This is a genomic window from Kribbella sp. CCNWLW201 (assembly GCF_037203805.1).
In the GTDB taxonomy this organism is placed as follows: Bacteria; Actinomycetota; Actinomycetes; order Propionibacteriales; family Kribbellaceae; genus Kribbella.
This window is the reverse complement of sequence record NZ_JBBCBQ010000003.1, coordinates 418,762-433,431: the sequence shown is the minus strand read 5'-3', so window position 1 is coordinate 433,431 and position 14,670 is coordinate 418,762. Positions and strand designations below refer to the sequence as shown.

Below are 14,670 nucleotides of genomic sequence, written 5' to 3'. Positions count from 1 at the left end.
GGTTGGCCACATCTCTGGTTGAGCTCCGGGTCCTGGACGGCGCCAACCTCTATTTCAGTCGTGCTGCCGTCAAGCTCACGCTCGACGTGTCCGCACTCGTCGACGCCCCGGCTCCGGCCGCGAAGGCGTTCGCCCAGGCCATCGGTCTCGGCTCCACCCGGCCCGGCCGGATCGGCTCCGGGTTCCGGCAGCGGTACGCGATCCGGGTCGTAGGTCACGTCGTACGACGCATCGCGCGCGAGGCCGGCATCGGCCGGATCGGCGTCCGGGTCCGCCCGGAGTCCGACGTACGACGTCTCGTCGTTGCCTTCCCGTGGGCACACGAGGACCGGGCCCGGGCGCTCGGCGCAGCGATCGTGGAGGTGTTGGACGCGTTCGGCGCGGACGACCTCAGCGAGCTGATCGCGTCGGTCGGGGATCGGGTCCGGAACGAGCCGCCGGGCAACGCGCCGCCGACCCTGCGGCCGAAGGTGCCGGTGGTCGCGGTCACCGGGACGAATGGCAAGACCACGACCTCGCGGATGATCGCGCACATCGGCCGCGCCGCCGGCCTGCACGTCGGCTGGTCCAGTACCGACGGCGTCTACTTCGACGGCAAGCTGGTCAAGTACGGGGACTTCTCCGGTCCGAGCGGTGCCGGTCAGGTGCTGTCCCAGCCGGGGATCCAGCTCGCGGTCACCGAGACCGCCCGTGGCGGCATCCTCCGGCGCGGCGTCGGCGTGGCCTCGAACGACGTCTCGGTGGTCACCAACGTCACCGCGGACCACCTCGGCCTGGGCGGGATCGACACCGTCGACCAGTTGGCCGAGGTGAAGGCCGTGATCACCCAGATCACCAAGCCGCGCGGCTGGTGCGTGGTGAACGGCGACGACCCGCGGACGTTCGCGATGCGGCTCGGCTCACCGGCCAAGTGCTGGGTGTTCTCCCGCGATGCCGACTCGCCGTCGATCCGGACCGTGCTGGACGAGGGCGGCCGGGCGACGACGGTGCTGGACGGGTTCATCACGGTGCTCGACCAGGCCAGCGATCCGGAGCCGTTGCTGAAGGTCGTCGACATACCGATGACCCTGTCCGGCCTGTCCCACTACAACCTGGAGAACGCGCTGGCCGCGGCGTCGGCGGCGCTCGGGCTCGGGCTGCCGCGGGCTGCGGTGATCGAGGGGCTGAGCTCGTTCGCCCCGAACGAGAACAACCCCGGCCGGATGAACATGTACTCGCTGCGCGACTTCACCGTGGTGATCGACCTCGCCCACAACGAGGCCGGTCTGGAGGCGCTGCTCGAGATCATGAACGGCGTCCGGGAGCCGGGCGGCCGGTTGCTGCTGGCCCTCGGTTCGCCGGGGGACCGGGCCGACGACATGGTCTCCGCGCTGGGTGCGATCGGTGCCCGCGGTGCCGATCGGGTGATGATCGGCCACAAGAGCGAGTACCTGCGCGGCCGGCCGCCGTCGGAGCTCGAGGCGGTGTTCCGCGAGGGCGCCGCATCTGTCGGCGTGGACGACGTACCGGCGTACCCGACCGAACTCGAGGCGGCGCAGGCGCTGGTGGGCGAGGCGAAGCCCGGGGACGTGGTCGCGGTGATGTCTCTGCAGGATCGGGCGAGTCTTGACGCCTGGTTGCGGGCCGAGGGAGCTACCGTCGACACACCGGAGACCTTGAAGGCCAAGGTCGAGAGAGCCCAGCACTAGCCCCGCCCGCCCGCGGTTGGGGCGGGAACGGGGTGACATGCGCTACTTGTGGACGGTGCCGTCCGCGGTCGTCGCCTGGTTCGTGGCGGGTTTCGCCGCCACGTACCTGAAGGGACTCCCGGACGGTACGACGCTGTTCGTGCCGGCCAGGCTGGACCTGCTCGTGCTGGGCGGGTTCGCCGGTGGGGTCACGGCCGGGCTGTTCGTCGGCCGGATCCGGTTCACTCTTCCGCTTGTCCTGGTCGTTGCCACCGGCATGTGGTGGCTGACCGGGAACTCGTTCACCGACAAGGCGTTCCTGATCACGTTGCTGGTGGCAAGCGCTGTCGGCGGCCTGTTCGGTGCCTGGGGCGCCAGGAGCTCGGTGGTCGCCGCGTTCGCCCTGGCCATCCCGTTCGCCTGGCTGGCGCTCCGCCCGGCGAACCAGTTGCAGGACTGGCGTTGGCTCTGGCAACTGAACGGTCTGCTGGTCGCGGCGGGGCTGGCCATCCTCCTGTACGTCGCCTGTTGGCGGCGCGGCTGGAGATCGGCGTACTCCTGGGTTCCGTTGGCGGGCTTCTACCTGACCTCCTTCGGGATCGTGGCCGGCATCCGGACCATCAGCCGCGCGCCGTCGGGCCAGCCGACAGACCAGACCGCCGACGCGGCGACCGCAGCGTTCTTCGAATCCTTCGAGCCGATGCTGCGGGAGTACTGGCCCTGGCTGGTGCTGGCGGTGTTGCTCGCGGTCCCGATGACCGCGCTCAAGCTCCGCGCCCTCCCGACACCCCCGCCGCCGCCCGACCCGTACGCCGAGCGCTCGAACGACGCCGTACTCTCGGACGACCTCGACTGGATCGACCAGGAGGAGCCGAAGCGCCGACTCCTCCCGAGGCGAGATCCAGTTATTTGACCGGTGTAGCGATCGCGCAGTCTGGAGGGTTGCACGGAATGGCGGTGGGGACTCCGGTAGGTGCGTCGGCGAGTTTGTTGTCCGCGTCGAGTGGCGTCACCTCGGTCACCTGCAGATCCCTGCGTGGAATCACCAGAGCGAAGAAGCGCAGCCGGTCGGTGGCCGGGGTGCCGACCGCGTCGGCGGTGTAGGATTTCCCGCCGGCCTTGATCGCGACCTTGCGCGCATCGGCGGAGACGGCACCGAACACGAGGGTCTGGTCGATCTTGGGGGCGTCCTTCTCCTTCAAGTGCCCCTGAATGACACGATGGTCGACGCGCTGGCCGGGCTTCCATTCGTTGAAGCAGACCCACGGGCGGCCGAAGCTGTTCGCCGGGACCTCGTAGCTGACCATGCAGCCGTACTCCGAGAAGGCGAGCATCGCCCAGCTCTCGGTCGGGATCGTGCCCTTCGCGACGTAGTAGGCCTTCGGTTTGTAGGAATTCGCGACCGGCAGCTTGGTGAAGACCTCGTCCGACCAAGGCGGCGGCAGAACCGTGGGCGCTGCCGTCAGCATCGGGATCGAGGGATTGAAGCCGGCCACACCGGGTTCGTTGCCGGCCGATCGGATGTTGTTGAGGACCGGACCGGCGGCGAGGACGGCGGCTGTGGCCGCGGCGGTCGCCACCACGACCGCGGCACCGCGGCGGCGGCGTTGGCGGCGCTTGATGCGGAGGCGGATCGGCGCGGCCGGGTCGGCCGGCTCCGGACGGTCGTCGGTCAGTACGGCGAGCTTCGTGCTCAGGTCGTCGGTCATGAGATCCCCCTTCCGGCCAGATCGGCCAGTTCGTCGGGTGCGGTGAAGTTCTGGTTGGTGCGGAGCGCGTCCAGGCCGCGCCGGGTGTGCTGTTTGACGGCGCTGACCGAGCAGCCGAGCAGGTCGGCGACGGATTTCTCGGACAGATCCTCGGCGTACCGCAGGTAGACCGCGGCGCGCTGCCGTGCACTCAGCCGCGCCATCGCCGCGCGAAGAGCGAGCCGCTCATCCACCTGCCCGGTGGCCGGACCGACCGCGGTGTCGGGTGGCGTCTCTGTCGGGCGCTCGCCGATCCAGCGGCGGCGGCGCGCGGACAGGAACGTGGTCGTGACGATCTTGCGCAGATACGCCTCGGGGTTCCCACCGCTCACCTTGCGCCAGTGGAACCACAGCTTGGTGAAGGCCTCCTGAGCGAGGTCTTCGGCCTTCTGGTGGTCCAGGGTGAGCGCATAGGCAAGCCGCGCCGTCGCGGTCCAGCGAGCCCGCACAAAGGCGTCGAAGTCCTCGCCGCCGGGGTTTGATCTCATCGGCATCCTCTCTGTCACCCCCTAGAACGCCGTCATCAGCGTCCCAGGGTGACAGGTCAGCCGAGAAGTTTCTGCGCCAGCCAGCCGCCGGGCTGGAAGCCGGGTGGGAGCGCGAAGACGGCGGAGCCGATGGTGGTGGTCCACTCGTTGAGGGCGTCGGCCGCGTCGAGGCGGGCGAGCAGCGGGAGGAACTGGCCGGCGACGTCGGCCTGGTGGCTGAGGAAGATCAGCCCGGACTCACGGCTGGGGCCGTTGTCCTGGACGTAGTTGAGGCCCTTTCGGAAGATCCGGCGGCCGTCGTTCTCCGAGTGATGTGAGAGCCGGGCATGGGAGTTCTCGGCGATCACGAGTCGGCCGTCGGAGTCCCGGGCCTCCAGGTCGAGTTCGTCGTGCTCGGCGGTGCCGGTCAAAGGTGCGCCGTTCGAGAGGGTCCGGCCGACCGCGCGTTCCTGTTCCGATCGGGTCAGTTCGTCCCAGGTGTCCAGGTTCATCCGGATCCGCCGTACGACGAGCGTCGTACCACCGCGGAACCAGTCAGGGCCGTCGGAGGACCACACCGTGCTGTCGAACTCCGGCGTACCGACGGTTGGGTTGCCCGTGCCGTCGACCTGGCCGAAGAGGTTCCGGCCGGTCACGGGTCGGCCGTCGGAGCCGGTCCCGTTCCAGAGCCCGGTCTGCCGCCAGAGCGGGGTGGCGAACGGCTTCGCGTCAGCGACGAGCCGTCGTACGGCGTGCACGACGCTCACCGCGTCGTCCGCGCCGACCATCAGGAGCAGATCCCCACCGGACCAGGCCGGGTCGAGCCGATCGTGTTTCATCACGGGCAGATCGTCGAGCCCGGCCGGCTTGTTTCCGGTCAGCTCGAAGACGCGCGGACCGAAGCCGACGGTCGTGGTCAGCGCGACATTCGCCACCGCCAGCTCCGGCGCCGTGTCGCCGGGTGCCGGCCGCCCGTTGGCCAGAGCAACGATGTCGTTGCTCCACAACCGCATCAACCGCCCGAGTGCCGCCTTGTCCGTCCCGGGCAGCAGGTTCAGCGCTACCAGCTCAGCGTGTCGCGGCGACGGAGCTGTGATTGCCGGTTGGTGGTCGCCGTACGGGCTGATGAGCCGGGATACGGGCTGTTGCTGGGGTTTGTCGTTGTCGAGGGCGACCACCGCACCGCCGGAGACAGCCGCACCTGCGGCAGCTGCTCCGGCGTACCCGAAGAGCTGCCGCCTGGAAGGCCTACTAGTCACTTGGCGGATGGTGTCTCGCTCGGGTGGTAGTGCTCTTCTTCCTCGGTGAACGCTTTGACCGGGACGGTCAGGTCGTGGGAGGTGGCCGCGGCCGTCAGCAACTTCAGCTTCACGGGAAAGCCAACGAGCCTTGCCCAGGGCAAGTTCCCCCTAATCGTCGGTGGACTCCTCGTCGGGCTTGACGAAGTCGGGATCGCCACCCTCGTCACCCGAGCGAGCGCCCGCCTGTGCGAGATGCGACACCGACTCGAGCTCCGCGAGCACGGTCTGATGCTGATCGACGCACAGTACGACGAGGTCGCCCCGGTTGGACCGGGCCAGCGCATGCCGCATCGCCGCCAGCTCTTCCAGCTCGATATCGACCTGGCGGCAGCGCGCGCCGTTCTCCATCGCGGCCCGGACACCCGCCGCCACCAACGCCGCCGACTCACCGCGCTTGCGCCCACGCAGCCGGACGTCCTCGCGGACGATGACCACGTCGAAGTGCTGGGCGGCGACCTCACCGAGCTCCCGCATGTCGTCGTCGCGCCGGTCACCAGCGGTCGCGACCACGCCGATTCGCGATGGCCGGCCGAGCTCCGAGGACGCGTTCAGGCTTTCACCGAGCCGGTCGACGAAGTCACCGAGCATCCGCATCGCCGGCGCGTTGTGACAGTAGTCGACGATCACCGTCCGACCGTCCACGTCGATCTCGTTCAATCGGCCGGGAGACAGGTAGTACGACGTACTGAACGTCCGCAGGCCCTGCCGGATGTCGTGCAGCGGCGCACCAGCAGCGAACGCGGCTGCCGCGGCGGCCATCGAGTTCTGCACGTTCATCATCGCCCGCCCGCCGAACGTTGCCGGCAGCAAGTGTGTCCAGGCCAGCTGCATCGACCGGCGGCCGTGCTTGACGACGATCATGTCGCCCAGATCCGACCGCTCCAGGACGACGGCCCGCCCACCACGCCGGCAGTGGCCCTCGATGTAGTCGCGCACCTCACTGCCCGGCTCGGCCATGCTGAACCACACCACCTGGCCGGAACACTTCCGCCGCATCTTGCGGACCAACGGGTCGTCAGCGTTCAGTACGGCGTACCCAGTCCGCGGCACGGCCTCGACGAGCACCGCCTTCACGTCGGCCAGCTGCTCGAGCGTGTCCACGCCACGTAGACCGAGGTGATCGGGCTGGATGTTCAGTACGACGGCCACGTCGTTGCGCTCGTAGCCGAGACCCTCACGCAGGATCCCGCCCCGCGCGACCTCGAACACCGCGAAGTCGACGCGCGGGTTCTGCAGCACCATCCGGGCGGACTTCGGCCCGGACGCGTCGGCGCGGATCACCAGCCGCTCGTCGATCACGATGCCGTCGGTCGACGTCATCCCGACCTTGCGGCCGATGCCCTTGAAGACGTGGCTGATCATCCGCGCGGTGGTGGTCTTGCCGTTCGTCCCGGTCACCGCGACGATCGGGATCCGGCTGGTCGCACCGGGCGGGAACAGCATGTCGACGACCGGCTTGGCGATGTACTGCGGTTCGCCGATCGTCGGGTTCGTGTGCATCCGGAACCCCGGCGCCGCGTTCACCTCGCAGATCGCGCCGCCGGTCTCGCGCACCGGCTGGGTGATGTCCGGGCAGATGAAGTCGATCCCGGCGATGTCCAGCCCGATCATCCGGGCCGCCTCCTCGGCGATCTCGACGTTCTCCGGGTGCGCCTCGAAGGTCCGGTCGATCGAGATCCCGCCGGTGGACATGTTCCCGGTCAGCGTCAGCTTGACCATGGTGTCCTCGGGCGGTACGTCGTCCAGCTCGAACCCCTGGCCGCGGACCAGCTCCCGGGCGGCGTTGTTGATCGTGATCCGGGTCAGGATCTTCTCGTGCCCGACACCACGGCGCGGGTCGGCGTTGGTGATGTCGACCAGCTCGGCCACGGTGTGGATGCCGTCGCCGACCACGTGCGCCGGCACGCGTTCGGCGATCGCCTCCATCCGGCCGTTGATGATCAGGCAGCGGTAGTCCTTGCCGGTGACGAAGTTCTCCACGATCACCCAGCCGCGACGCGACTGCTCGGCCGCGGTCGGGAACGCCTCCCGGACGGCGTCCGCGTTCTGCAGGTTCAGGCACACGCCCCGGCCGTGGTTGCCGTCGAGCGGCTTGCACACCACCGGGTAGCCGATCTTGTTGGCGACTGAGACCGCTTCCTCGACCGTGCGGATCGACTCCGACCGCGGCACCGGCAGGCCGGCTGACGCGAGCAGTCGCGTGGTCAGGTCCTTGTCGCTGGCGATGTCGACCGAGATCGAACCGGTCTCCGACGTCATCGTCGCCCGGATCCGCTTCGCGTGGACGCCCTGGCCGAGCTGGACCAGGCTGGCCTTGTTCAGCCGGATCCACGGGATGTCGCGGGACACCGCCTCGTCCACGATCGCCTGCGTCGACGGACCGAACGCGGTCCGCTCGGCCTGCTTGATGAACTTCTCCAGCTCGGTGGTGAAGTCGAACGCCGGGTCCGGCTGGACCAGATGATTCACGAACCGTACGGCGAGCTCACCCGCGGCGAGTCCGACGAACTCGTCGGCGTACGCGTAAGTGATGTTGTAGCGGCCCGGGATCCCCTTGACCTGGCGCGTCTTACCGCGGCGCATGTCGTGCCCGGCCTCCTGCTGGAGTTGCAGCGAGACGTGCTCGGCGATGTGGCCGAGCCAGGTGCCCTCGTGCAGCCGCTCGATGAAGCCGCCCTTGCGGCCGCGCGAGCAGTGGTGCTGGTCGAGCCGGGGCAGGTATTCGAGCAGCCGCTCGCTGAAGCCGGGGATGGTGTTCGAGGGGAAGTTCTCCAGCGAACCCAGGTCGACGACGAGGTGGATGGCCGGGTCGTAGCTCCACACGTTCGGCCCGCGGTACACGCGGGTCTCGATGATCTTCAGGTCCGGGCTGGGGGTGCCGTGCGTTTCGGTCATGCGGTCTCACTGCCTGATTGTGTGCGGTCGGGGGAGTCGAGTTCGGCGCCGGCCGTGATCGGCTCGGTCGCCTCCGGTCTGGACTCCCCGGCGGCGGTGGACCGTTTCGACGTGGCGGCCGCGGTCCGGCGTCCGGCCCGCCGCTTGCGGTCCGCGTAGTACTTGGGTGACACCCCCTCGGCGGCGATCTCCTTGGCGAGCTTGCGCAGATCCGCCTCGGCGGCCTGCATCTCGGCGATCTCCTCGGCCGGCGGCTGCGGCCCGTACGACAGCAGCACCCGGTCTCGCAGGTCGAACGTCGCGGTCGCCGGCAACACATGCAGTACGACGCCCGACGCCAGGATCGGCTCGGACCGCTTGGCGTGGTGCGCGTTCGACGTGATCCGGCTGCCGTCGAAGATCGTCACCGCACCACGGCCGACGACCTCCAGATGAGTTCCGCGTACGACGGCGGCGGTGTCCTCGTCGACGCCGATGCCGAGCAGGCCGGGGGACTGGGCGACGAGCGACAGCAGCCGGCCGTACCGGTTCCGCTGGGCGAAGTGCTGGTCCACGATCGCACCCTGGACCAGGCCGAGGCCGCCGGCCAACTGGCTCATCCGCTGCCGCGGGGTCGCACCGGACCGGCCGAACGCGATCATGTGCTCGGCCAGGATGCTCGCGCCGGCCGACGTACCTCCGACCGCGGCACCGCGCGCGTGGGCGGCGGTGACCGCCTGGCCGAACGCCGTACCGGTGACGACACCGGCCAGCTTCAATTGGTTGCCGCCGGTCATGAAGATGCCGGTGGCGTTGTGCAGCGGCTCGATGAAGGCGGGGTCGTCGGCGTCTTCCCGGTTCTCCGGGCGCACCCCGACGACGCTCTCGGCGCCGAGGGCGGCGAACAGCGCGTGGTAGACGTCGACGACGTCCGGGCCGAGCGCGGACGCGGTCGGCACGACCACGATCCGCGCCTTCGACCCGCCGGCCGCCTCGACGAACTCCTGCAGCACCGTCCGCTTCTTCAGCTTGTCCTCGGCGCCACCGATGGCGAACAGGGCCCCCGGCCCGCTGCTCACCCCACCCTGCTGTTCAGACATAGTCCGAAGGATAGGTGCTGCCCCCGGGTCCACCCGTAATCCGGTCAGAGCCCGACCGTCCGAACCCGCAGCACGGCCCGGCCGGTGATCCGGCCGTCAAGGACCGCCTGGATCACCTCCGGGGCGTTCTGCCACGGCTCCTCGAGCCCGACGCCGACGTCCAGCTTGAAGGTGGAGACCAGCTCGAGCAGCCGCATCAGATCGGTATGGATGCGGTCATGAGCGGTGACCTCGTCGAACTCGTCCAGAAACTGGATCCGGACACCCGCAGAGTGGTCGGCGCGCCAGGTCCGGAAGCTCACCCGCCCGTCGAGTTCAGGCGTCGCCACCGCGACCAGGACACCTTGCGGCTCGAGCCACTCGATCGCCTCACCGAGGATCTCACCGCCGACGGTGTCGATGACCAGGTCGAAGCGACCCGGGAGGTGCTCCGTGACCAGGTCGGCACCGGGGACCTGGTCCAACGGCCGGTAACTGCGTGGAGCCCGTTCCTCCGGCCGCACAAAGGCGGTGACGTGAGCGCCCGCGAGGTGGGCCAGCTGGCAAGTGAGACGCCCGACATCACCTCTCGCGCCCGTGACGAGCACTCGTTTGCCGATGAGGAAACCGCCGATCTCCAACGAGCGCAGTGCCGCCAGCCCTGCGGTTGGGAGCGTCGAGGCCTGTACGTCGGCCACGTTGTGGGGGATCCCGGCGAGACGGGTGTAAGGCACCGCCACCAGCTCGGCCCACGCACCCTGTCGAACCGTGCCAACAACGCGCGCGCCTTGGACTGCTCTGAGCTTGGCCGTGTCACCGATGACGGCCGGGTACTCCCGGAGCGTGCCGGCGAAGTCCGACCCGGGCACCGAGCCATCCGGCAGCTTCGCGAGGTCGAGCAACTCCCGGCGGTTCAGGCAGAAGGTGTTGACCCGCACGATCGCCTCGTGCGACAGCGGCACCGGGTCGGGGACGGTCGCCAACGCGACCGACGACCCTGCCTTCGTGAGAGCCAACACCCTTCCGACGGTACGGCGGGGGCCGGGCTTCGTCAGCCCGGCACCGCGTCGACGAGTGTTAGTGGCCGAAGGTGAACCAGTTGAGGTTGACGAAGTCGGCTGGTTGGCCGCTGGTGAAGGTGAGGTAGACGTCGTGGACGCCGGTGACGGCGCTGATGTTGGCCGGGACGGTTCGCCAGGACTGCCAGCCGCCGGTGTTGGCGATCGCGAAGCTGCCGATCGGGGCGTTCGACCGACTGTCGAGGCGTACTTCGACCAGCCCGCTGACCCCGCCAGCCGCACCGGACGCGACCCGGGCGACGAACTGTGTGGCCGCCGTACTGCCGAAGTCGAGTCCGCGGTAGAGCGCCCAGTCGCCGTTGCCGACCTGCATCAGGTTCTGACCGCCACCGGTGTCGGTCGTGGTCTCGACGCCCATGCCGGACTGCTGGCTGGACGACTCGGCCTGGATGGTGCTGTAGGCGCTGCCGCCACCCGGAGGCGGCGTGGTCGGGGGAGTCGTACCGCCACCTCGAGAGGTCACCGCGACGTAGTCGACGATCATCGGGTGGCCCGGGACGGTCTCAGGGCGTGGAGTCGGTCCGTTGAGGGCGTCTGGGAAGGCACCTCCGACGGCGACGTTCAGGAGGATGAAGTAGCCGGCGTGCGAGGTCATGTTCGTCCACGTGTCGGCAGGCAACTGGCCTTGGCTGACCGAGTGGAACTGCTGCCCGTCGACGTACCAACGCAACTGGTTCGGCGAGATGCTCGTGTCCCACTCGAACCGATAGGTGTGGAACCCGGACTGGCAGCTGGAGCCCGGGCACGCACGGCTGGCGCCGAGGCCGCTGGTCTCGTTGCACGGGCCGCCCGGGTTCACGCCGCAGTGCAGCACACCCCAGACGGAGTTGATCCCGTTGACGTTCTCCATGATGTCGAACTCGCCGATGCCGGGCCAGTTCCAGTAGTTGCCGCGGTACGGCGCTCCGAGCGCCCAGAACGCGGGCCAGTACCCGAGGGCCGCGTTGCCGGTGACGTTCGGCATCTGGATCCGGCTCTCGATCGCGAGCACACCGCCGCTCGGCGGTTTGAAGTCACTGCGCTGGGTCTCGATCCGGGCCGACGTCCAGTTGCCGGCCGCGTCCCGGCGCGGCGTGATCCGCAGGTTGCCGGTGCCGTCGAGGGCCAGGTTGTTCGTGCTGTTCGTGTAGTTCTGGATCTCGCCGGTACCCCAGTTCGTGGGGCCGCCCGGGTAGCCGTGGCCGGTGTCGATGATCCAGTTGGCACTCGACGGCAGCGTATTGCTGGGTCCGTCGAAGTCGTCACTCCAGACGGTCGACCAGCCGGCCGGAGGCGGTGGGACGCTTGCTTGAGCTGCGATGGTCAAGGGTACGGCGACCAGCACCGGGGCGAGCAATGCGGCCAGGAGGGTACGGCGTCGGGAGCGGTTCGGGGCGGAACGCATTGGTTGACCTCCTTCAGGGGTTACCCAATGGGAGCGCTCTCATGCCCGAGTGTCAACAGCTCGTCACAGCCGGAGTTCAGCGCGTACTGCGATAGACCGTCGTACTGCGCCTGACTCGCATGCCGAGGCGTTCGTACATCCCGAGGGCGCCGGTGCCGGAATGCGTCCAGAGGATGCAGTCGCGCCGGCCGAGCCGGTGGAACTCGGCACAGGTGTCGTCGAGCATCGCTCGCGCCACGCCCTTGCCCCGCTGATCCGAGCGGACGGCGAGCTGCTCGACGTACCCCTCGTCGGTCTCCGGCAGGTCGAACGCGATGACGGCACCGATGAGCTCGTCACCCGCGTACGCCAGCGTCGACGCGTTCGGCCGGAAGGTCGGCCGCTCCACGGTCAGCTTGGCCCACTCGTCGTACGGCTTCTGTCGCTGCTGAAACTCGCCGAAAGCCGCCTCGATCAGCTCGTGCACCGCATGCGCCCGCGCCTCGTCGTACGGACTGAGACTGATGCCGGGCGGCAGCGTGCGCGGCTCGGGCGCGGTGATCGGGCGTTCGAGCAGCCAGTTGGTCGCGAGCACCTCGTACCCGCGGCTCCGGACCAGGTCGGTCCCGGCCTTGTCCGCGTCATCCACGGTCTGCGCCAGCCACTCGCTGCCCTCTTCGCGCGACCGCCCTTCCGCCCAGTCGAGCAGCGCCGTACCGATCCCGAGCCCTTGGTACGACGGATGCACGTCGATCTGAGCGCGTTTACCCCGGTGGATCCAGGCCGATCCGGCGAGGTCACCGGTGGCCGCCTCGACGACCAGGGTGTCGCGCGACAGGTCCAGCTCGGGCCGCTGCAGATCCGCCGCGACCCGATCCGGCACGATCTCGGCCTGGCCATGCCAGCGGATCTCGCCCGCGGCCATCAGCCGGTAGATCGCGTCTGCGTCATCGATCGTCGCGGAACGGCTCGTGAACCCGTGAGGCAGCATGCGTCAGATCATCGCGCACCCGCGCGATGATCTGAGTCAGGCCGGGTTGTCCGCGTCGGCCGCCTCGACTTCCTCGCGGCTGATGCCCAGCAGGTACAGGATCGTGTCCAGGTAGGGGTGGCTCAGGTGGGTGTCGGCCGCCGCGCGCACGACTGGCTTGGCGTTGAAGGCGACACCGAGCCCGGCGGCCGCGAGCATGTCGAGGTCGTTGGCGCCGTCTCCGATCGCGACCGTCTGCGACAGCGGCGTACCGGACTTCCCCGCGAACTCGCGCAGTGCGACGGCCTTGCCGGCCCGGTCGACGACGTCGCCGATCACCCGGCCGGTCAGCTTGCCGTCGACGATCTCCAGCTCGTTCGCCTTGGCGTAGTCGATGCCGAGGTCGGCGGCCAGCTTGTCGGTGATCTGGCTGAACCCGCCGCTGACGATGGCGAACTGGTACCCGAGCCGCTTCAGCGTCCGCACCAGCGTGCGCGCTCCGGGCGCCAACTGGATCGCGTGGTACACCTCGTCCAGCGCGGACTCCGGCAGGCCCGCCAGCTCGGCGACCCGGTGATGCAGCGACTCGGTGAAGTCGAGCTCACCGCGCATCGCCTGTTCGGTGACCGCGGCAACTTCGGCCAGCCGGCCGGCGTGCTCGGCCAGCATCTCGATGACCTCGCCCTGGATCAGGGTCGAGTCGACGTCCATCACGATCAGCCGCTTGGCCCGCCGGTACAACCCGCCGGCCTGAACGGCGACATCGAGCTCCTGCCGGACACCTTCCAGCGCGAGCACGGTCCGGAGCTGATCCGGATCCGCGCCGGAGACGGCGATCTCCATCGCGGTCACCGGGTAGCGCGCCATCCGGCTGATCCGGTCGATGTTCGCGCCGGTGTCGGCGATCCGGCCGGCGATCGCGGCCAGTCCGGCAGCGGTCAGCGGGTGCCCGATCACCGTCACCTGGCTACGGCCCTTGCGCCGGGGCTCGTTGTCGCCGATGCCCTTCTTCACCGAGATGTCGACGTCGAGGACCGCCTCGAGCGCCTTCAGTTCCTCTTTGAGGTTCTTGTGATCGCGCGGTGCGGACACCAGCACACCGAGGACCAGGCGGCCCCGGAGGACCACCTGCTCGGCGTCGATCACCTCGAGCCCGCGGGTGGCGAGCGTCGAGAGCACAGCGGAAGTCAGGCCCGGGCGGTCCGTACCGGTCAAGGTGACCAGCAGCGTCGGGCGATCGGATGCATGCGTCTCGAACTCAGCCTGTCCAGTCATGGCAGCACGAACGCTACCTAAACCGGGTCAGTCGTGGACGGGCGGTCCACATGCCGCGACGAGAGCACGGCGGGCGGCGGCGGCCAGATCCGTGAGCGCGCGCCGCCGGGCGTCGGCCTCGGCGCCGGTGACCGCGGCGCCGTCGTCCTCGAGGGCCGCGTCGGCGATGGCGAGACAGCGCCGAGCGGTGGCCGCGGCCTTGACCGCGCGGGGCTGGTAGCCGGGGGCAAGGTCGTCGTTGCGTCCACTGCCGATCTTGCGGATGTCGATCAGCGCGTCCGCGATCTCCGGCTTCCAGCGGGCGACGTCCAGGGCCGCGAGCGACTCGGCCGCCTCGATCAACGCCAGCCGCAGTCCACGGTCGGCCTCACCGAAGTCGGCCGGCAGCGGACTCGACGCCGCCATCACGGTCCACTGCACGGCCGGACCGACGTACGCCGGAACGAGGCCGATCTCAGCGCCCGTCAGTACGACGGCCTCACCCGACTCGAGCGCGGCCTCGTTGAAGGTCGGTGGCCCGGCCAGACCGATCGGATCACCTGGGATCGGCAACGCGAGGTGTGCCTGGGTCGCACCAGCCGCGCGCAACAGGTTGAGGGCGACCGGCAACGTCGCCGGCGCCGGATGCGCGGCCAGGCCCGCGACGTGGTGGCCGACATCGTCAGCCAGGATCTTCAAGGCGGCCGTGTCCGGGTCGCAGGCACCGGTCAGCATCGCGTTGGTCCACACGGTGAACCGAACCGAGGCGGAGGTCGTCAACACGCCCGCCAGTCTCCCACCCCACTGGTCGCCGTACGACATCAGCAGGGTGGGCGGCGGGAGTGGGGGAGCGACCCCGTAGGTTTTG

Annotated in this window: 12 protein-coding genes; 2 read left to right on the top strand and 10 right to left on the bottom strand. The window is 69.4% G+C overall.

All coding sequences use genetic code 11. The features are described 5' to 3' along the window. Window positions 1-2: 2 nt before the first annotated feature. Window positions 3-1,688, top strand: a complete 1,686-nt coding sequence (locus V9K99_RS17485) for a Mur ligase family protein (protein ID WP_336999904.1) — start codon at window positions 3-5, stop codon at window positions 1,686-1,688. Window positions 1,689-1,725: 37 nt separating this feature from the next. After that, entirely contained in the window at window positions 1,726-2,580 is an 855-nt protein-coding gene (locus V9K99_RS17480) for a hypothetical protein (RefSeq protein ID WP_336999906.1), read from the top strand. Here the strand turns inward: V9K99_RS17480 and V9K99_RS17475 are convergent. The 10 genes from V9K99_RS17475 to V9K99_RS17430 all read right to left on the bottom strand — a co-directional run bounded on the left by V9K99_RS17475 (window position 2,573) and on the right by V9K99_RS17430 (window position 14,585). Beyond that, window positions 2,573-3,376 (bottom strand): hypothetical protein, encoded by an 804-nt coding sequence (locus tag V9K99_RS17475; RefSeq protein WP_336999908.1) that lies wholly within the window; start codon window positions 3,374-3,376, stop codon window positions 2,573-2,575. The genes V9K99_RS17480 and V9K99_RS17475 overlap by 8 nt on opposite strands. After that, window positions 3,373-3,903: a SigE family RNA polymerase sigma factor gene (locus tag V9K99_RS17470; RefSeq protein WP_336999910.1), complete on the bottom strand. Its 531-nt coding sequence runs from the start codon at window positions 3,901-3,903 to the stop codon at window positions 3,373-3,375. The genes V9K99_RS17475 and V9K99_RS17470 overlap by 4 nt, the downstream gene beginning before the upstream one ends. Before the next feature lie 56 nt (window positions 3,904-3,959). Then, complete coding sequence (locus V9K99_RS17465; protein ID WP_336999912.1) at window positions 3,960-5,141, bottom strand: Dyp-type peroxidase; 1,182 nt, start codon at window positions 5,139-5,141, stop codon at window positions 3,960-3,962. A gap of 150 nt (window positions 5,142-5,291) precedes the next feature. After that, the gene (gene cphA, locus V9K99_RS17460; protein WP_336999913.1) at window positions 5,292-8,078 is read right to left on the bottom strand and encodes a cyanophycin synthetase; all 2,787 of its coding nucleotides are present in this window, start codon (window positions 8,076-8,078) and stop codon (window positions 5,292-5,294) included. Further along, entirely contained in the window at window positions 8,075-9,157 is a 1,083-nt protein-coding gene (locus V9K99_RS17455; RefSeq protein WP_336999915.1) for a cyanophycinase, read from the bottom strand. Before V9K99_RS17455 ends, cphA begins: the two co-directional genes overlap by 4 nt. A 44-nt stretch (window positions 9,158-9,201) precedes the next feature. Further along, window positions 9,202-10,155: a zinc-binding dehydrogenase gene (locus tag V9K99_RS17450; RefSeq protein WP_336999917.1), complete on the bottom strand. Its 954-nt coding sequence runs from the start codon at window positions 10,153-10,155 to the stop codon at window positions 9,202-9,204. 58 nt (window positions 10,156-10,213) lie between these two features. Next, entirely contained in the window at window positions 10,214-11,599 is a 1,386-nt protein-coding gene (locus V9K99_RS17445) for a carbohydrate-binding protein (protein ID WP_336999919.1), read from the bottom strand. A gap of 76 nt (window positions 11,600-11,675) precedes the next feature. Continuing rightward, window positions 11,676-12,569, bottom strand: coding sequence for a GNAT family N-acetyltransferase (locus tag V9K99_RS17440; RefSeq protein ID WP_336999921.1), 894 nt, complete (start codon window positions 12,567-12,569; stop codon window positions 11,676-11,678). Window positions 12,570-12,605: 36 nt separating this feature from the next. Continuing rightward, on the bottom strand, window positions 12,606-13,823 hold the full coding sequence (gene serB, locus V9K99_RS17435; RefSeq protein ID WP_336999922.1) for a phosphoserine phosphatase SerB: 1,218 nt from the start codon (window positions 13,821-13,823) through the stop codon (window positions 12,606-12,608). Between the two features lie 27 nt (window positions 13,824-13,850). Beyond that, window positions 13,851-14,585: a hypothetical protein gene (locus V9K99_RS17430; protein WP_336999924.1), complete on the bottom strand. Its 735-nt coding sequence runs from the start codon at window positions 14,583-14,585 to the stop codon at window positions 13,851-13,853. Window positions 14,586-14,670 lie beyond the last annotated feature (85 nt).